This is a genomic window from Citrobacter sp. RHBSTW-01044, from assembly GCF_013781945.1.
Classification (GTDB): domain Bacteria; phylum Pseudomonadota; class Gammaproteobacteria; order Enterobacterales; family Enterobacteriaceae; genus Citrobacter; species Citrobacter braakii.
The window spans coordinates 1,641,369-1,657,592 of the sequence record NZ_CP056180.1 but is presented as its reverse complement, the minus strand read 5'-3'; the positions used below and the strand labels follow the sequence as shown (position 1 = coordinate 1,657,592).

Genomic DNA, 16,224 nt, shown 5'->3' with positions numbered 1-16,224 from the left:
TGCCCTTTCATGAACAGACTGATTTCGATTTATGCCACAAATTTCCCGCTATAGTGACGAACACGTTGAACAACTGCTGAATGAGATGCTCAACGTACTGGAAAAACATAAGGCGCCGACCGACCTTTCCCTGATGGTACTGGGAAATATGGTGACTAACCTTATCAATACAAGCATCGCACCGGCCCAGCGCCAGGCGATTGCCAACTCTTTTGCCCGCGCATTGCAGTCTTCGGTAAACGACGACCAAGCGCATTAAGAGCCTGCTCCGGGGAAACGAACAACAGTTTATGGTAACTCATCGTCAACGCTACCGTGAGAAAGTCTCCCAGATGGTTAGCTGGGGGCACTGGTTTGCCTTGTTCAACATTCTGTTGGCCATGGTGCTCGGTAGCCGTTACCTGTTTGTCGCCGACTGGCCGACAACCCTTGCAGGTCGTGTTTATTCCTACCTGAGCGTTGTCGGGCATTTTAGCTTTCTGGTGTTCGCCACCTATCTGCTGATCCTGTTTCCCCTGACGTTTATCGTCATGTCCCAGAGGCTGATGCGATTCTTATCAGCTATTCTGGCGACGGCTGGCATGACGCTGTTACTAATCGACAGCGAAGTTTTTACCCGCTTCCACCTGCATCTCAATCCGATCGTCTGGGAACTGGTCATCAACCCAGACCAGAATGAAGCGGCGCGTGACTGGCAGCTGATGTTTATCAGCGTACCGGTTATTCTGTTAATTGAAATGCTGTTTGCGACCTGGAGCTGGCAAAAGCTGCGCAGCCTGACGCGTCGTCGCCATTTTGCTAAACCGTTAGCAGCATTCTTCTTCGTTTCCTTTATCGCCTCGCACGTGGTGTATATCTGGGCGGATGCCAATTTCTATCGCCCGATTACCATGCAGCGTGCGAATCTGCCGCTCTCCTACCCGATGACGGCACGTAAATTCCTGGAAAAACATGGCCTGCTGGATGCGCAAGAGTATCAGCGTCGCCTGATCGAACAGGGCAATCCAGAAGCGGTTTCCGTGCAGTACCCGCTCAGCGAACTGCGCTATCGCGATATGGGCACCGGTCAGAACGTGCTGCTGATTACCGTCGACGGTCTGAACTACTCACGCTTTGAAAAACAGATGCCTGCGCTGGCTGAATTCGCCGGGCAGAATATCTCGTTTACGCGTCACATGAGCTCAGGCAACACCACGGATAACGGCATCTTTGGCCTGTTCTATGGCGTTTCGCCAAGCTACATGGACGGCATTTTGTCGACCCGTACGCCTGCGGCGCTGATTACTGCACTGAACCAGCAGGGTTACCAGTTAGGGCTATTCTCCTCGGATGGCTTTACCAGCCCGCTGTATCGCCAGGCGCTGCTGTCAGACTTCTCCATGCCAAGCGTACAAACGCAATCTGACGAACAAACCGCAAGCCAGTGGATTAACTGGCTGGGACGCTACGCGCAGGAAGATAACCGCTGGTTCTCGTGGGTCTCCTTTAACGGGACGAACCTTGATAACAGCAACCAGAAGAACTTTGCCAAACGCTATGCCAGCGCCGCTCAGGATGTGGATGCCAATATTAACCGTGTTCTTAGTGCCCTGCGCGACTCCGGTAAACTGAACAACACGGTGGTGATTATTACCGCAGGTCGGGGCGTGCCGCTGACTCAGGAAGAGAACAATTTTGCCTGGTCGCGTGGCCATCTACAGGTTCCGATGGTTATTCACTGGCCGGGAACGCCTGCCCAACGCATCAATAGCCTGACCGATCATACAGACCTGATGACAACGCTCATGCAGCGCCTGCTGCACGTCAGCACGCCTGCTAACGAATACTCGCAGGGGCAGGATCTGTTCAATGCAAACCGCCGCCATTACTGGGTTACCGCCGCCGACGGCAGCACGATGGCCGTTACCACGCCAGAGATGACGCTGGTGCTGAACAACAACGGTAATTATCAGACCTATGATTTACGCGGCGAAAAAATAAAAGATCAGAAACCGCAGCTAAGCCTGCTGCTACAGGTTCTGACGGATGAGAAACGATTTATTGCTAACTGATTAATTATAAATCACTTAGCGATGCTTCCCCTTGCATTCGCAGCGGAAAGCAGTAGTATTAGCAGCCATAGCGTCGGCACGTAGCGCAGCCTGGTAGCGCACCGTCATGGGGTGTCGGGGGTCGGAGGTTCAAATCCTCTCGTGCCGACCAAAAATCCCTGAAAAACCAACCTTCATGGTTGGTTTTTTTATGCCCGCGATTCCACGTTCCTTATTATTACCCCGGCCTTTAGCACAGGTTTTACTACTTACCCATGCACAAATTGGGGTAAAATTTACCCTCTCATCAGCGCGATGAAACTAGACGAGTGATGCGCTGAAAACAATAATGATACTAATAAAAACTCAGGAGAATAGTATGCCTGAAGCAACGCCTTTTCGGGTGCTGATTGTCGACGACCACCCACTAATGCGGCGAGGAATTAGTCAATTATTGCAACTGGATCCCGCATTTAACGTAGTCGCGGAAGCAGGTGACGGTGCCAGCGCTATCGATCTGGCTAACCGTCTGGACCTGGATGTGATCCTGCTGGATCTCAATATGAAAGGCATGAGCGGACTGGACACCCTGAATGCGCTGCGCCGGGATGGCGTCACCGCGCAAATTATTATTCTTACCGTCTCGGATGCCGCCAGCGATGTGTACGCCTTAATTGATGCCGGCGCGGATGGTTATTTACTCAAAGACAGCGATCCTGAAGTCTTGCTGGAGGCCATTCGCAGCGGCGCCAAAGGCGGTAAAGCTTTTAGCACACGCGTCAGCGAATATCTGCGCGAACGCGACCTGTTCGGCGCACAAGAAGATCCCTTCAGCATTCTCACCGAGCGTGAACTGGATGTATTGCATGAACTGGCTCAGGGGCTGTCGAACAAACAGATTGCGTCAGTGCTGAATATTTCCGAACAGACCGTGAAAGTGCATATTCGCAACCTGCTGCGCAAACTCAATGTGCGCTCTCGCGTTGCTGCCACTATCCTGTTTTTACAAACGCGTGGAATGCAGTAATCCATGAAGAGGCCGGATAGCCCCGATATGCGAAGCGCTATCGGGGCTATTCTGGATACTTATTTCTCCTGCGGCGTTAGCTGCTCCATTGCCTGCTTAATGCTTCGTTCTATTACCGCCCGACGGGTATCGTTGGCAGGTAATAGTTTCAGCATCATCTCCCACGCCGCAACCGCCTCGCCGAAGCGCTGCTGTTCAAAGGCGTTGAAAGCGTACATGCTGAGAACCCGCACATTGGCATGTTCGCCACGCACCAGTTGGCGTAGCAGCTCCCCTCCCCGACGGTTATCATCAGGATCGGAAGAACGGGTCAGCGCCTCCGCATAGCCCAGCGCCGCATCGCTGTTTTTAGGATCCAGTCGATAGGCATTGGCATAGGCTTCAGTGGCCGTACTGGCGTTACCGAGAACCATGCCAATGCGTCCAAGCATGATCCAGCCTTCAACATTTGCGGGATCGGCTTGTAAACGCGTACGCAGCCCCAGCGCCAGACGCGCCATATCTTCTTCATTGAGCGGTTCCGCTTTCGGATCCAACGCTCGCTCCAGCAACGCCGGAGCCTGAGCGGTGGCCTGCTGCCAGACCTGAACCTGCTTATAGCTGCCGGTTTGGTAATAGCTTACTGCGCCAACCACCAGCGCCACCACGATACCAGGCACAAACAACCCGAATCCACCGCGCTTGCCATTCGGAATAACATCGTCAGGAAACTCTTCCTGTTTCACCCGAACGCGTCGGCGAGTACGGGCGAAAATAATCCAGCCCCCCAGACCAATCGCTACCACCGGCATCACCCACAGCAGCACGGTGAGCGGCGTTAACGGCGGATCGTACGTGACGAAGTTGCCGTAGCGCGCCACCATGTAATCGACAATTTCTTTCTGGCTTTTTCCTTCCTGCATCAGTTCGTACACTTTCTGACGCAGGTCGGTGGCAATCATCGAGTTAGAATCGGCAATGCTGTTGTTCTGGCATTTAGGACAACGCAGTTGCTCAGTAAGCTGGCGGAACTGCTGCTCCTGCGCTTCGTCCTTAAACTGCATCACGTCGATAGTCGCAAGCGCGGATCCCGAGATAACCAGCATTAGCAGGCCCAGTAAAAATCTCATTGCGCAGCCTCCTTACTGTACTTGTCCCATAACGGTTTGATCTCGCTCTCCCACACCCGGGCGTTCAGATCGCCGGCATGGCGATAGCGAATAATGCCTTTGCCGTCGATCAGGAACGTCTCCGGAGCACCGTACACGCCAAGATCCAGACCGAGCATACCGTCGCCGTCAAACAGACTTAATGAGTAAGGATTACCCAGCTCTTTCAGCCAGACAATGGCTTTCTGACGATCATCTTTATAGTTCAGACCCACTACCCGCACGCCTTGCGCAGACAGCTGATTCAGATACTGATGCTCGGCGCGACAGGTCGGGCACCAGGTCGCCCAGACGTTCAGCAATACCGGTTTGCCCCGCGTCAGCACATCGGCCTGATAGTGCTGACCCGGATTTTCCAGTGACTCCAGGCGGAATGTCGGAACAGGTTTGCCGATCAGCGCCGATTCCAGATTAGTGGGATCGTCCCCCTGAGCGTTACGCGCGAGCTGCCACAACAGCGCCGCCGCAATGATGAGAAAAATAATAAACGGAATTAACAGTGCGTTGCGCTTCATACAGCCTCCGACGCATTTTTTTGCACCGCGGCGCGAGGACGCGTCCGCTGGCGATAGCGTGGATCAAACAGGCAGAACAACCCGCCCAGCGCCATCAGCAATCCTCCGGCCCAAATCCAGCGAATAAACGGTTTGTAGTACAGGCGTACAGCCCATGCGCCATTATCCAGTTCTTCACCCAGCGCAGCGTACAGATCGCGCGTGAATCCGCCGTCAATTGCCGCTTCGGTCATCATCGAACTGGTGCTGTTATAGAAGCGTTTTTCCGCATGCAGCGTAGCTTCTGGCTTACCATCTCGGGTAACGCCAATAATGGCAACGCCGCCCCGGTAGTTTGGCCCGGTAATATCTTTCACTTCGCGGAAAGTGAACTGATAGTTATGGATACTAACGCTATCACCCGCTTTCATGCGCACATCGCGTTCAACGCTGTAGTTCTGGCTAAAGGCAATACCAACAATGGTAATCGCCAGCCCAACGTGACCCGATACCATGCCCCAGTAGCTTGGCGTCAGCTTTGTCCCACGGGAAATACGCAGGAACGCTTCGGACATCGCCAGTACGAATATCCAGCACGCCATCGCCAGCCCCACCACTGTCATGGCGGCAATGCGATCCTCTAGCAGCCACGGCAGCAGCAGCGACAGAACAAGGGTGGTGACAAACGCGATAAGCAATAACGTTTTCAGTTTACGCGGTCGGTCACGGCCCCAGCGCACTAATGGCCCAATCCCCAGCAGCAGTGCGAACGGCGCCATCAGCCAGGTGAACATGGTGTTGAAAAACGGCTCGCCAATCGAAATGCTGCCCAGCCCCAGCTGTTTGTGCACCAGCGGCAGCAGCGTGCCCAGTAGCACCACCAGCATGGCGGCAATCAGCAGGACGTTATTCCCCAGCAGCAGCGATTCACGCGACCACAGCGCGTTGTTTACCCGTGAGCGAACCTTGTGACCGCGCACCGCAAACAGCAGCAGAGAGCCGCCAATTACCAGCACCATAAAGGCCAGAATAAACATCCCGCGCGACGGATCGGAGGCGAAAGCATGCACCGACACCAGTACGCCGGAGCGCACCAGGAAAGTACCTAACAGACAAAGTGAGAATGCGCAGATTGACAGCAGCAGCGTCCAGGCTTTAAAGCTGGCGCGCTGCTCGGTTACCGACAACGAGTGCATCAGCGCCGTTCCCACCAGCCATGGCATAAACGAGGCGTTTTCAACCGGATCCCAGAACCACCAGCCGCCCCAGCCCAGCTCGTAATAGGCCCAGGCCGAACCGAGCACAATGCCCAGCGTCAGAAACACCCACGCCGCCAGCGTCCACGGACGCGAAAAACGGGCGAATGTGCTGTCCAGTCGTCCGCTCATCAGCGCAGCAATCGCAAACGCAAAGGCAACCGAGAAGCCGACATACCCCATGTACAGCAGCGGCGGATGGAAAATCAGCCCCGGATCCTGCAACAGCGGGTTCAGGTCACGTCCTTCAATCGGGAAGTTCGGCAACGTGCGGGCAAACGGGTTAGAGGTAAACAGAATAAACAGCAGGAAACCGACGCTGACCATTCCCATGACCGCCAGCACGCGGGCGACGATATCCAGCGGCATGCGCTGGCTGAACGCCGCAACGGCGAACGTCCAGCCACTCATCAGCAGCACCCACAGCAGCAACGAGCCTTCATGCGCCCCCCACGTCGCCGCCACCCGATACCAGACCGGAAGCTGGGTGTTGGAGTTGCTGGCGACGTAGGTCACGGTAAAGTCATTAACCACGAAGGCGTTGACCAGAATCAGGAACGCCCCCATCACACAGATAAACAGTACCCAGGCAAAGGGACGCGCGGAGGCCATCATCCGCACGTCGCCGCGCGCTACGCCCCACAGCGGATAGACCGACAGCAGTAATGCAACGCCAAGCGCAAGGCACAACAGCGCATTGCCAATTTCAGGCATCATGACGTTTTATCCTTATAAACACTTTCCGGGCGACGGTGGTTTTCCTGCATCGCTTTTTCGACTTCCGGCGGAGTGTAATTTTCATCATGTTTAGCAAGCACTTCTTTGGCCTGCACATGATTTCCCCCGTCCAGTTCGCCCTGAACGACGACGCCCTGCCCTTCGCGGAACAGATCCGGCAGAATGCCTTCATAGGTGACATCCACCACACCTTCGGCGTCATAGATGCTGAAATTCACCTTCAGCGACTGCGGATCGCGCTTTACGCTGCCAGGCATAACCATACCGCCCACGCGCAGGCGCTGGCCGACTTCAGGCATTTGCTGCGTTTCGCGCTTACCGTAGAGTATCTCTCCCGGCGTATAGAACAGGTCGATATTGGAACGCAGCGCGTAGAGCACCAGCGAAATGGTCAAAGCCAGACCTGCCAGGACCGCACAGGCTATCCATAACCGATTTTTACGTCGAATGTTCACGCCGCCTCCCGTTGCACTTGCGCCGCGCGCATGCGCGCTTCTCTCGCCCGCTGCTGCGCGACACCGCGTAAGATTGCACGATGCTGTAACGCAGAATGCAGCACCAGCGCCACCAGCGGGACAATGCTCATCGCCACAGCCAGCCAGACATACAAGGCGTAACCGCCCATCGCGAAAAAATCACTCCATGATGCAAATGCAGGGGTCATTGGCGGCCTCTTTTTAAGATCAGTTCGCTCACCCACGGGCGGCGTTTTTCCATCATCAAAATCAGGTTACGCATGCGCATCAGCGCCAGCGTGACAAAAAGTAACAGGTAGCCGACGATCGCCAGACGCAGCGGCGCACGCATTGCCGGATCGATACTCTGCTGCATACGGGTCGACCCCTGATGCAGCGTATTCCACCACTCGACCGAGTAGTGAATAATCGGCAAGTTGACCACGCCAATCAGCACCAGAATGCCGGCAGCGCGACCAGCCAGACGGCGGTCGTCAAAGGCATGCCACAGCGCAATGGCGCCGACGTAGAGAAACAGCAATACCAGTTCAGAGGTGAGTCGGGCATCCCAGACCCACCAGGTGCCCCACATCGGTTTGCCCCATGCAGAGCCCGTCACCAGCGCAATAAAGGTAAACACGGCACCAATGGGCGCCATCGCGGCCAGCGCCAGATTGGCCATTTTCATCTGCCAGACCAGGCCAATAAACGCGGCAACGGCCATCGATGCATAAATACCCATCGACCAGATTGCCGCCGGAACGTGCAGATAAATAATGCGATAGCTCTGCCCCTGCTGATAATCCGCAGGCGCGAAGCCAAAGCCCCAGATCAACCCGGTTATCAGTATCACCGCGCTGGCAATCGCCAGCCACGGGATAAACCAGCCACAGATCTGATAGAGCCGAGGAGGCATCGCCAATTGATGAAGTGTTTTCCACATAGTTCAGTCACCAGACTCCGTAAATTAATATCCGTTGTGCCGGGGCGCCTTGCCCGGCCTGCATATCTCAACTGCGCTACTGCACGCTGATCCGTAACGCCGCAGCTGTGGCAAACGGGCTTAGCGTGGCGCTGCCGACCAGCAACGCGCCCAGAATCGCCATGTACCCTTCAACCGGTAAGTGCATGGAAGCCGCATCCATCGCCGCGGTCGCAAAAATCAGTAAGGGTATGGTGAGTGGAAGTACCAGCACGCTTAACAGCACGCCGCCGCGCTTTAAGCCCACCGTCAACCCCACGCCCGGCGCGCCGAGGAAGCCCAACGTCGGCGTCCCGAGTAACAAGGTCAGCGCCATAATTTTCCAGCCGTACATGTCCATGCCCAGCAGCAACGCCACCAGCGGCGAGAGGATCAGCAGCGGCAGGCCGGTCACGACCCAGTGCGCCATCACTTTCGCCAGCACCACTGCCGGCAGCGGCAGCGGCAACAGCATCAGTTGCTCAAGGCTGCCGTCCTGCAGATCATCACGAAACAGGCGCTCCAGCGCCAGCAACGACGCCAGCAGCGCCGCAACCCAGATGATGCCCGGCGCAATACGCGCCAGCAGTTGCGGCTCCGGCCCAATGCTCAGCGGGAACAGCGTAATAACAATCAGGAAGAACCATAAAGGATTGGCGATTTCCGCACTATGACGAAACGCAACTCGTAGTTCTAAACGGAAGATTCGCCACATCATTGCGTTGCCCTCTCGCTGGTCAGCGCAATACGTCGCACTTTATCGGTCTCGACATTGAGCGGTTGGTGGGTGGTGAGAATAACAATACCGCCCTGCTCCGTATGCTGCGCCATACGCTGAGTCAGTCGCTCAACGCCGTTCACATCAATGGCGGTAAAGGGTTCGTCGAGGATCCACAGCCGGGCGCGGGTCAGCCACAAACGGGCCAGCGCCACGCGCCGCTGTTGTCCGGCGGAGAGTTGATTCACCGGGATATCTTCATATCCGGCAAGCCCCGCCTGCGCCAGCGCAGCCAGACACTGTGCGACGTCGCCGTCATGGTGGAAGAAACGCAGGTTTTCCAACGCCGAAAGCCGGGTTTTTATCCCCGGCTGATGTCCGATCCACAGCAGTTGTTGATGGTAGCTGTCCCGCACGTGATGCAGCGGTTGCTCTTGCCAGCAAACCTCCCCTGCGTCGGGACGCGCCAGCCCGGTAAGTAACCGCAGCAAAGTGGTTTTCCCTGCGCCGTTGCTGCCGGTAATTTGTACCCATTCCCCTGCGTTGACGCGAAATGACAAATCGCTGAACAGTATTCTGTCATCCCGCTCGCAAAGTAATTCTCTGGCTTCAAGCATACCTGGTTATCTACATCCTGTTAAAATCCCGGTTTGACTTCGCGCATATCAGGCAGTTTGTGCGCTATCCCTTTATGACAGTCAATACAGGTTTGCCCGTCTTTCACGGCCTGGTCGTGCATTTTGGCCGCAACGCCTTTCTGGGCGGTTAAATCCATAAACTCGAAGTTGTGACAGTTTCGACACTCTTGCGAATTGTTATCTTTCATACGCCGCCACTCATTTTGCGCCATCGTTAAACGATGGTCTTCAAATTTCTGCGGTGTATCTATCAGCCCCAGTGCTTTCGCGTACAGCTCTTTACTGGCCTTGATCTTACGAATCATTTTCGGACCCCACTCATGTGGGACGTGGCAATCAGGGCAAGTCGCTCGCACACCACTACGGTTGTTGTAGTGTACGGTTTCCATGTATTCCTGGTACACCGTATTGCGCATTTCGTGACAGCTAATGCAGAACTCTTCTGTATTGGCCTTTTCCATACCGGTATTAAAGCCGCCCCAGAAAATAATGCCGCCCACAAAGCCGATTAACAACAGCGTGCCGAGCGCCAGACGGCTGGGGCGACGCCACCATTGCCAGACGCGCTTAATCCAGCCTGGTTTACGGTTAGAATTTTCCATAATGACCTCTTATTTCCCGTAACCTTTCGAGGGGGTGAAGGTATTTTCAACAATCGGCGCGGCGTCAGCCTGCGGAACGTGACATTGCAGGCAGAAATAACGACGCGGCGCGACTTCAGCCAATACCTTACCGTCGCTGTCCATAAAGTGCGTCGGACTGATGCGCGGCGCACCGGTGGTGCGATAGCTTTCCACACCGTGACATTGCAGGCAGCGGTTAGTGTTAGTCGTCACCTGATACCCTTCAACGCTGTGCGGAACCATCGGCGGCTGATTCACATAGTTCAGCGGCATACGCACTTGCTCTTTCGGCATGCGAATCGCCCCTTCTTGTGTCCCTGAGACTTCCGGTGACTGACTCAGATCCACTCCGTTTGCAGCCCAAACGGCCCCACTGACTACCAGGGCCAGCGCAGCCGTCCATTGACTCAGCGCTTTAATCAGGTCATGGCTTTTCATGATTTCGCTCCCGAACTCCATCGTGTTGTTATTGTAAAAACATCCTCAGAACAGACATCCACACAGCGACCGCAGGCCATGCAATCGCGGCTGGTTACCTGCACCGGACTTTGCTCATCCAGCACCGGCGCACGTAGCACATGCGGTTCCGGGCAAACATGAAAACAATCCATACAGCGGTTACATCTGTTACGTTCTTTTGCCGAAACGGTTAATGCACCTTTACTCCCCACCACGCTATACAGCGCACCCAGTGGGCAAAGATGCCCGCACCAGCCATGCTCAACGACCAGTAGATCAAATAAAAACAGCGCGAGGATCAGCAGCGCCCCGCTGCCAAATCCCATGACCAGGCTCCGTCCGAGCAGAGAGACTGGGTTTATCCACTCCCACAGCAGCGTACCGGTCACGGCGGAACCGACCAGGATAACCACCAGCAGGACGTACCGTATATGGCGCGGCAGGGTTGCAGACTGATTCAGGTCAAACCTTCTGCGCAACCAACTGGCTAAATCGGTGACAGGGTTCATGGGACAAACCCAACTGCAAAACAGTCGCTTACCCGCCAGGGCATACAGCACCGTGATGATGACCGCCCCCGTTAACGCAACCGTCGCCGGTAGGTGCCCGCTGGCCAGGCTTTGCAGGGTAATCAACGGATCGGTGAACGGGATGGAGTCCAGCAACAGGCTGCTACTGTAATTGCCATGCAGGATCCAGACGCCAAGCCACGGGCCGCTAAGGAACATCGCCAGTATCAGAAACTGGCTCAGACGACGCAGCACCAGCCAGCGATGACTCTTCCACCATCCTTTTTTTACCTGCGCTTCACGCCCGGCGTCACGTTTACGATTTGCCATTGTTCCCCTCCAGCCAACCGAAGCGGTAATGGTGTCCTAACTCCCCTTTCGCCAGCGACAGGGGCAGCACTTTTATTGCTGGCTGCTCCAGGACGCACACTTTTTCGCATTTCCCGCAGCCGGTACAGGCATCGCTGTGCACGGTTGGAATAAACCGCGCATGCTTGCCGGTACGCATGTTGCGGTCCAGCTCCAGGGTGATAGCCTCATCGATTTTCGGGCATTCGCGATAGCAAACGTCGCAGCGTAATCCCTGATAGTTGAGGCAGTTTTCGTGATCCAGCAGTACCGCCAGCCCCATGCGTGAATCGTCAATAGATTCAATGTCCCTGTCCAACGCGCCGCTGGGGCAAACTTTGGCGCACGGAATGTCTTCACACATTTCGCAGGGAATATCACGCGCGACAAAATACGGCGTACCGGCAGCCAGCCCTGAGGCCAGGGTCGCCAGCTTCAGCGTGTCATACGGGCAGGCCTGAACGCACTGACCACAGCGCACGCAGGCACTGGCGAATGCCTCCTCGCTCAGTGCGCCTGGCGGGCGTAGCCGCACGCCGGTTGCTCGTGCGGTTTGCTGTTGCAACCCCAGCGCCACGCCAACGACGGCCAGTCCGCCCGCTGCGCGAACCATATCGCGCAGAAAGCGGCGGCGGCCATTTTGGGGTTTTGCTGACCGGGACATAACGCGTTACACCTTCGCCAGTTTCACAGCGCACTTCTTGAAATCCGTCTCTTTGGAGAGCGGATCCGTCGCATCCAGCGTCAGGTTGTTCACCAGCTGTGCGGCGTCGAAGAACGGCATGTAGACCAGCCCCTGCGGTGGACGGTTACGCCCGCGCGTTTCAACTATCGAGATAACTTCACCACGACGGGAAACCACTTTGACTTTGTCGCCACGGCGCAGATCGCGTGCTTTTGCATCCAGCGGATGGATAAACAGCACAGCTTCCGGGAAAGCACGGTGCAGCTCAGGTACGCGACGCGTCATGCTGCCGGTATGCCAGTGCTCCAGCACACGTCCGGTAGACAGCCACAGGTCGTACTCTTTATCCGGCGCTTCTGCGGCAGGTTCAAATGGCAGCGCGAAGATGACCGCTTTGCCGTCCGGCTTACCGTAGAACTTGTAGCTTTCACCCGCTTTCACGTAAGGGTCGTTGCCTTCGCTGTAGCGCCACTGGGTCTCTTTGCCCTCAACGACCGGCCAGCGTAAACCGCGCGCTTTGTGGTAATCGTCAAATGGCGCAAGGTCATGCCCGTGACCGCGACCAAACCAGGCGTACTCTTCGAACAGCCCTTTTTGCAGATAGAAACCCAGCTCGCGGGATTCATCGTTCAGCTGATCTTCAGCCAGTTCAGCCACCGGGAATTTCGTCACTGCAGGCGTGGCAAACAGTACGTCATACAGCGTTTTGCCGCGCAGTTCCGGTTTCTGTGCCAACAGCGCTTCCGGCCACACTTCTTCTGTTTTGAAGCGACGAGAGAACTGCACCAGTTGCCACAGATCCGATTTCGATTCACCCGGCGCTTTAATCTGCTGACGCCAGAACTGTGTACGGCGTTCCGCGTTACCGTAAGCACCTTCTTTCTCTACCCACATCGCGGTCGGCAGGATCAGGTCGGCCGACAGAGCGCTGACCGTCGGGTACGGATCGGAGACGATGATGAAGTTGCGCGGATCGCGCCAGCCCGGCATACGCTCTTCGTTGATGTTCGGACCGGCCTGCATGTTGTTGGTACACATCGCCCAGTAGACATTGAGCTTGCCATCTTTCAGCGCACGGTCTTGCGCCACGGCATGCAGACCGATTTTTGCCGGAATGGTCCCCGCCGGAATATTCCAGTGCTTCTCGCAGATATCGCGGTGTTTTTCGTTCGTAACCACCATGTCCGCAGGCAGACGGTGGGAGAACGTACCGACTTCACGCGCGGTACCGCAGGCGGAAGGCTGACCGGTCAAAGAGAACGGACCGCAGCCTGGCTGGGAGATTTTACCGGTCAACAGGTGCAGGTTATAGACCAGGTTGTTGGCCCACACGCCGCGGGTATGCTGGTTGAAGCCCATCGTCCAGTAGGAGATGACTTTTTTCTTCGGATCGGCATACAGCTGCGCCAGCTGTTCCAGCTGATCTTTCGGTACGCCGGTCATTTCGGCGGTTTTATCCAGCGTGTACTCGGCAACAAAGGCTTTGTAAGCCTCAAAGCTCATCGGCTCAGAGGCATCGGATCCCGGGTTTTTCGCCGCTTTTTCCAGCGGATGGGTTGGACGCAGACCGTAGCCGATGTCCGTCACGCCTTTACGCAGATTAACGTGCTTGCTAAAGAAATCCTGGTTGATCGCATTGTTTTGAATGATGTAGTTAGCGATGTAGTTGAGGATCACCAGATCGGTTTGCGGCGTGAAGACCATGCCGTTATCCGCCAGCTCAAAGCTGCGGTGCTGGAAGGTGGAGAGCACCGCGACATTAACATTGGGATCGGACAGACGACGGTTGGTGATGCGCGACCACAGGATCGGGTGCATCTCCGCCATATTCGCGCCCCACAGGACGAAAGCATCTGCATGCTCGATATCGTCATAGCAGCCCATCGGTTCATCCATACCGAAGGTACGCATAAAGCCGACGACCGCTGATGCCATGCAGTGACGCGCGTTCGGGTCGATGTTATTCGAACGGAAACCCGCTTTAAACAATTTGGCAGCGGCATAACCTTCCCAAATCGTCCACTGACCCGAGCCGAACATACCGATAGACTCCGGGCCTTTCTCTTTCAGGGACGTTTTGAATTTCTCTTCCATCACGTCAAAGGCCTGGTCCCAGCTAATCGGGGTGAACTCGCCTTCTTTGTGATACTTACCGTCCTTCATGCGCAGCATCGGCTGCGTTAAACGGTCTTTTCCGTACATGATTTTCGGCAGGAAGTAACCTTTGATGCAGTTAAGCCCACGGTTAACCGGCGCATCCGGATCGCCCTGGCATGCCACAACACGCCCTTGCTGCGTCCCGACCAATACGCCACAGCCCGTCCCGCAAAAACGGCACGGGGCTTTATCCCATTTGATGGCTTCTTGCTGACCGACTACCGCACGGGCTACGCCCGGCACGCTTAACCCGGCAGCCGCCGCAGCGGCCGCAACGGCGTTAGCTTTCATAAAGCTACGACGACTGAGTTTCATGGTGTTTCCTCACCTTGCTCATCCTGCTGGTGATAAACCAGCGACACCGCCAGCACGCCCGCAACGTTGCGCACTGACTCAATAGTTTTCATTAACGTTTCGCTGTGCTCAGCTTCCACCACCACGATCAGTTGACCGCTTTCCACATCGCTGAGTGCAACTTCGCAACCTGGGAACGAACGCAACTGCGTGGCGATATCATTGATATGCTGACTTTTGGCCTGAACGACCAGGCTGCAGACCTGCCAGTTATTGTCCATGGTTGTACTCCGCGTTAATGGCTGATACCGGGCAGATAGCGACACATGCGCCACATCCGTTACAGTCCTGATTGTCGAGCTGCGGCTGATAAATGCCGGACAGCGTGGGACGAAAGGTTATGGCCATGGGCTCACAGCTATCCTGACAGCGATGACATTCAACGGACTGATGTGCGAGACAGTTTTCCCCAATCGTAAAATTCAGATCCCATGCCCTGGTGTGGCGCGGAAGAAAAAGGGATTCAGAACAGGCCTCTGCGCAGGCATAGCAAAAGCTACACTCGCCGTGTTTGAAATTTACGCTCGGGTAACCGCCCTGGCCTCGCTGCAGGATGTCGGTTTCACACGCCTGGATGCAGGCGTCACAACGAAGGCAATGGGCCAGAAAGTGAGAGTCTTCCTTGCTCCAGGGCGGACGGATCCCTGAGTTGGCGTTTCGCCAACTGCCTGTCAACATGCCTCGACGGGATAAATCAACCATGACATTGTCCTTCCATAATGACGCCCTTCCCTGGCGGGTTGAACGACATAAAAAACTGCACTATTTATGAGTAGTTATTTTTAGTCGTAAGATATTTCAGGATGTGTTAGAGGTGCATACCCCAATCGGGGTAAATGCTGTTGCCGGATCAAAGGAGTGTTGAGTTGGCGGGAAAAAATGCGCTTTTGCTCACATTTCAATGAGTTATATAACACTGTATATAGCGAACCACTCAAAAAGAGAATGATTTTATAATTAAGATTATTCTTAGAATATATCGCTAGCATGAAAGCAGACTTCTACCAAATACACTTAAAATATAAGTAAATCCAGATTAATCGATTATGTAAATATGTTAACCTGCCCCAGACTCGTTCATAAGACAGAAGAAAGGAAACACTGTGAACAATAAGATGAAAACAATTGTCCCTGCCGTACTTTTCGCCGCCTTTGCCAGCGCCTCTGCATGGGCTGCCAGTAACGATGCCGGCGCTCAGCCGCTGGAAAAAGTCGCCCCTTATCCTAAGGCGGAAAAGGGTATGAAGCGCCAGGTTATCCAGCTTACTCCTGAGAAAGATGAATCTACTCTGAAAGTAGAACTGCTGATCGGACAAACGCTGGAAGTTGACTGCAACCAACACCGCCTGGGCGGAGAACTGGACAGCAAAACGCTGGAAGGTTGGGGATATGACTACTATGTCTTCGACAAAGTGACGTCTCCGGTTTCAACCATGATGGCCTGCCCGGACGGTAAGAAAGAGAAGAAATTTATCACCGCGTATCTGGGTGATGACGGCATGCTGCGCTACAACAGCAAGTTACCGATTGTGGTCTATACGCCGGAGAACGTGGAAGTGAAATACCGTATCTGGAAAGCGGAAGAGAAGATTCAGGACGCAGTCGCGCGATAAGTAAGAATGTG

General features: G+C 55.1%; 19 protein-coding genes and 1 tRNA gene. 5 read left to right on the top strand and 15 right to left on the bottom strand.

The genetic code is table 11. The features are described from left to right. Nucleotides 1-31 precede the first annotated feature (31 nt). From HV352_RS07995 to narP, 4 genes are all read left to right on the top strand, one after another. Nucleotides 32-259, top strand: coding sequence for a YejL family protein (locus HV352_RS07995; RefSeq protein WP_003027506.1), 228 nt, complete (start codon nt 32-34; stop codon nt 257-259). A gap of 31 nt (nt 260-290) precedes the next feature. Further along, entirely contained in the window at nt 291-2,051 is a 1,761-nt protein-coding gene (gene yejM, locus HV352_RS07990; protein WP_075849326.1) for an LPS biosynthesis-modulating metalloenzyme YejM, read from the top strand. A gap of 74 nt (nt 2,052-2,125) precedes the next feature. Next, nucleotides 2,126-2,202, top strand: a tRNA-Pro gene (locus HV352_RS07985). Nucleotides 2,203-2,409: 207 nt separating this feature from the next. Beyond that, nucleotides 2,410-3,057 carry a nitrate/nitrite response regulator protein NarP gene (narP, locus tag HV352_RS07980; protein ID WP_016153764.1) on the top strand — a complete coding sequence of 216 codons (648 nt, stop codon included), beginning with the start codon at nt 2,410-2,412 and terminating at the stop codon, nt 3,055-3,057. A gap of 59 nt (nt 3,058-3,116) precedes the next feature. Here narP and HV352_RS07975 read toward each other — a convergent pair whose 3' ends face one another. The 15 genes from HV352_RS07975 to napF form a co-directional block, all read right to left on the bottom strand. Then, a complete protein-coding gene (locus HV352_RS07975) occupies nt 3,117-4,166 on the bottom strand; it encodes a cytochrome c-type biogenesis protein CcmH (RefSeq protein WP_047359193.1) in 1,050 nt (349 codons plus the stop codon). Next, the gene (dsbE, locus tag HV352_RS07970; protein ID WP_181635323.1) at nt 4,163-4,720 is read right to left on the bottom strand and encodes a thiol:disulfide interchange protein DsbE; all 558 of its coding nucleotides are present in this window, start codon (nt 4,718-4,720) and stop codon (nt 4,163-4,165) included. The genes HV352_RS07975 and dsbE overlap by 4 nt, the downstream gene beginning before the upstream one ends. Continuing rightward, nucleotides 4,717-6,672: a heme lyase CcmF/NrfE family subunit gene (locus HV352_RS07965; protein WP_016153766.1), complete on the bottom strand. Its 1,956-nt coding sequence runs from the start codon at nt 6,670-6,672 to the stop codon at nt 4,717-4,719. The genes dsbE and HV352_RS07965 overlap by 4 nt, the downstream gene beginning before the upstream one ends. Beyond that, on the bottom strand, nt 6,669-7,148 hold the full coding sequence (gene ccmE, locus HV352_RS07960; protein WP_016153767.1) for a cytochrome c maturation protein CcmE: 480 nt from the start codon (nt 7,146-7,148) through the stop codon (nt 6,669-6,671). The genes HV352_RS07965 and ccmE overlap by 4 nt, the downstream gene beginning before the upstream one ends. Next, nucleotides 7,145-7,357, bottom strand: coding sequence for a heme exporter protein CcmD (ccmD, locus tag HV352_RS07955; protein WP_016153768.1), 213 nt, complete (start codon nt 7,355-7,357; stop codon nt 7,145-7,147). Before ccmD ends, ccmE begins: the two co-directional genes overlap by 4 nt. Next, complete coding sequence (locus HV352_RS07950) at nt 7,354-8,091, bottom strand: heme ABC transporter permease (RefSeq protein ID WP_047416261.1); 738 nt, start codon at nt 8,089-8,091, stop codon at nt 7,354-7,356. The genes ccmD and HV352_RS07950 overlap by 4 nt, the downstream gene beginning before the upstream one ends. A gap of 76 nt (nt 8,092-8,167) precedes the next feature. Beyond that, the gene (gene ccmB, locus HV352_RS07945) at nt 8,168-8,827 is read right to left on the bottom strand and encodes a heme exporter protein CcmB (protein WP_003027542.1); all 660 of its coding nucleotides are present in this window, start codon (nt 8,825-8,827) and stop codon (nt 8,168-8,170) included. After that, complete coding sequence (gene ccmA / locus HV352_RS07940) at nt 8,824-9,444, bottom strand: cytochrome c biogenesis heme-transporting ATPase CcmA (protein ID WP_016153771.1); 621 nt, start codon at nt 9,442-9,444, stop codon at nt 8,824-8,826. Before ccmA ends, ccmB begins: the two co-directional genes overlap by 4 nt. A 20-nt stretch (nt 9,445-9,464) precedes the next feature. Beyond that, nucleotides 9,465-10,067, bottom strand: a complete 603-nt coding sequence (napC, locus tag HV352_RS07935; RefSeq protein ID WP_003027548.1) for a cytochrome c-type protein NapC — start codon at nt 10,065-10,067, stop codon at nt 9,465-9,467. 9 nt (nt 10,068-10,076) lie between these two features. Continuing rightward, nucleotides 10,077-10,526, bottom strand: coding sequence for a nitrate reductase cytochrome c-type subunit (napB, locus tag HV352_RS07930; protein ID WP_016153772.1), 450 nt, complete (start codon nt 10,524-10,526; stop codon nt 10,077-10,079). Then, a complete protein-coding gene (gene napH / locus HV352_RS07925) occupies nt 10,523-11,386 on the bottom strand; it encodes a quinol dehydrogenase ferredoxin subunit NapH (RefSeq protein ID WP_049041119.1) in 864 nt (287 codons plus the stop codon). Before napH ends, napB begins: the two co-directional genes overlap by 4 nt. Next, nucleotides 11,373-12,068, bottom strand: coding sequence for a ferredoxin-type protein NapG (gene napG, locus HV352_RS07920; RefSeq protein WP_016153774.1), 696 nt, complete (start codon nt 12,066-12,068; stop codon nt 11,373-11,375). Before napG ends, napH begins: the two co-directional genes overlap by 14 nt. Before the next feature lie 6 nt (nt 12,069-12,074). Continuing rightward, nucleotides 12,075-14,561: a nitrate reductase catalytic subunit NapA gene (gene napA, locus HV352_RS07915; RefSeq protein ID WP_016157007.1), complete on the bottom strand. Its 2,487-nt coding sequence runs from the start codon at nt 14,559-14,561 to the stop codon at nt 12,075-12,077. Continuing rightward, entirely contained in the window at nt 14,558-14,821 is a 264-nt protein-coding gene (gene napD, locus HV352_RS07910; RefSeq protein WP_016153776.1) for a chaperone NapD, read from the bottom strand. Before napD ends, napA begins: the two co-directional genes overlap by 4 nt. Beyond that, on the bottom strand, nt 14,811-15,302 hold the full coding sequence (napF, locus tag HV352_RS07905) for a ferredoxin-type protein NapF (protein WP_016157008.1): 492 nt from the start codon (nt 15,300-15,302) through the stop codon (nt 14,811-14,813). The genes napD and napF overlap by 11 nt, the downstream gene beginning before the upstream one ends. A gap of 413 nt (nt 15,303-15,715) precedes the next feature. Between napF and eco the strand changes: the two genes are divergently transcribed. After that, nucleotides 15,716-16,213 carry a serine protease inhibitor ecotin gene (gene eco / locus HV352_RS07900; protein ID WP_029139607.1) on the top strand — a complete coding sequence of 166 codons (498 nt, stop codon included), beginning with the start codon at nt 15,716-15,718 and terminating at the stop codon, nt 16,211-16,213. Nucleotides 16,214-16,224: the final 11 nt, after the last annotated feature.

Excerpts from the sequence above, each read along its gene's own strand:
- HV352_RS07995 (WP_003027506.1), top strand. The coding sequence starts at position 32 with ATGCCACAAATTTCCCGCTATAGTGACGAACACGTTGAACAACTGCTG.
- yejM (WP_075849326.1), top strand. The coding sequence starts at position 291 with ATGGTAACTCATCGTCAACGCTACCGTGAGAAAGTCTCCCAGATGGTT.
- narP (WP_016153764.1), top strand. The coding sequence starts at position 2,410 with ATGCCTGAAGCAACGCCTTTTCGGGTGCTGATTGTCGACGACCACCCA.
- HV352_RS07975 (WP_047359193.1), bottom strand. The coding sequence starts at position 4,166 with ATGAGATTTTTACTGGGCCTGCTAATGCTGGTTATCTCGGGATCCGCG.
- dsbE (WP_181635323.1), bottom strand. The coding sequence starts at position 4,720 with ATGAAGCGCAACGCACTGTTAATTCCGTTTATTATTTTTCTCATCATT.
- HV352_RS07965 (WP_016153766.1), bottom strand. The coding sequence starts at position 6,672 with ATGATGCCTGAAATTGGCAATGCGCTGTTGTGCCTTGCGCTTGGCGTT.
- ccmD (WP_016153768.1), bottom strand. The coding sequence starts at position 7,357 with ATGACCCCTGCATTTGCATCATGGAGTGATTTTTTCGCGATGGGCGGT.
- HV352_RS07950 (WP_047416261.1), bottom strand. The coding sequence starts at position 8,091 with ATGTGGAAAACACTTCATCAATTGGCGATGCCTCCTCGGCTCTATCAG.
- ccmB (WP_003027542.1), bottom strand. The coding sequence starts at position 8,827 with ATGATGTGGCGAATCTTCCGTTTAGAACTACGAGTTGCGTTTCGTCAT.
- ccmA (WP_016153771.1), bottom strand. The coding sequence starts at position 9,444 with ATGCTTGAAGCCAGAGAATTACTTTGCGAGCGGGATGACAGAATACTG.
- napC (WP_003027548.1), bottom strand. The coding sequence starts at position 10,067 with ATGGAAAATTCTAACCGTAAACCAGGCTGGATTAAGCGCGTCTGGCAA.
- napB (WP_016153772.1), bottom strand. The coding sequence starts at position 10,526 with ATGAAAAGCCATGACCTGATTAAAGCGCTGAGTCAATGGACGGCTGCG.
- napH (WP_049041119.1), bottom strand. The coding sequence starts at position 11,386 with ATGGCAAATCGTAAACGTGACGCCGGGCGTGAAGCGCAGGTAAAAAAA.
- napG (WP_016153774.1), bottom strand. The coding sequence starts at position 12,068 with ATGTCCCGGTCAGCAAAACCCCAAAATGGCCGCCGCCGCTTTCTGCGC.
- napA (WP_016157007.1), bottom strand. The coding sequence starts at position 14,561 with ATGAAACTCAGTCGTCGTAGCTTTATGAAAGCTAACGCCGTTGCGGCC.
- napD (WP_016153776.1), bottom strand. The coding sequence starts at position 14,821 with ATGGACAATAACTGGCAGGTCTGCAGCCTGGTCGTTCAGGCCAAAAGT.
- napF (WP_016157008.1), bottom strand. The coding sequence starts at position 15,302 with ATGGTTGATTTATCCCGTCGAGGCATGTTGACAGGCAGTTGGCGAAAC.
- eco (WP_029139607.1), top strand. The coding sequence starts at position 15,716 with ATGAAAACAATTGTCCCTGCCGTACTTTTCGCCGCCTTTGCCAGCGCC.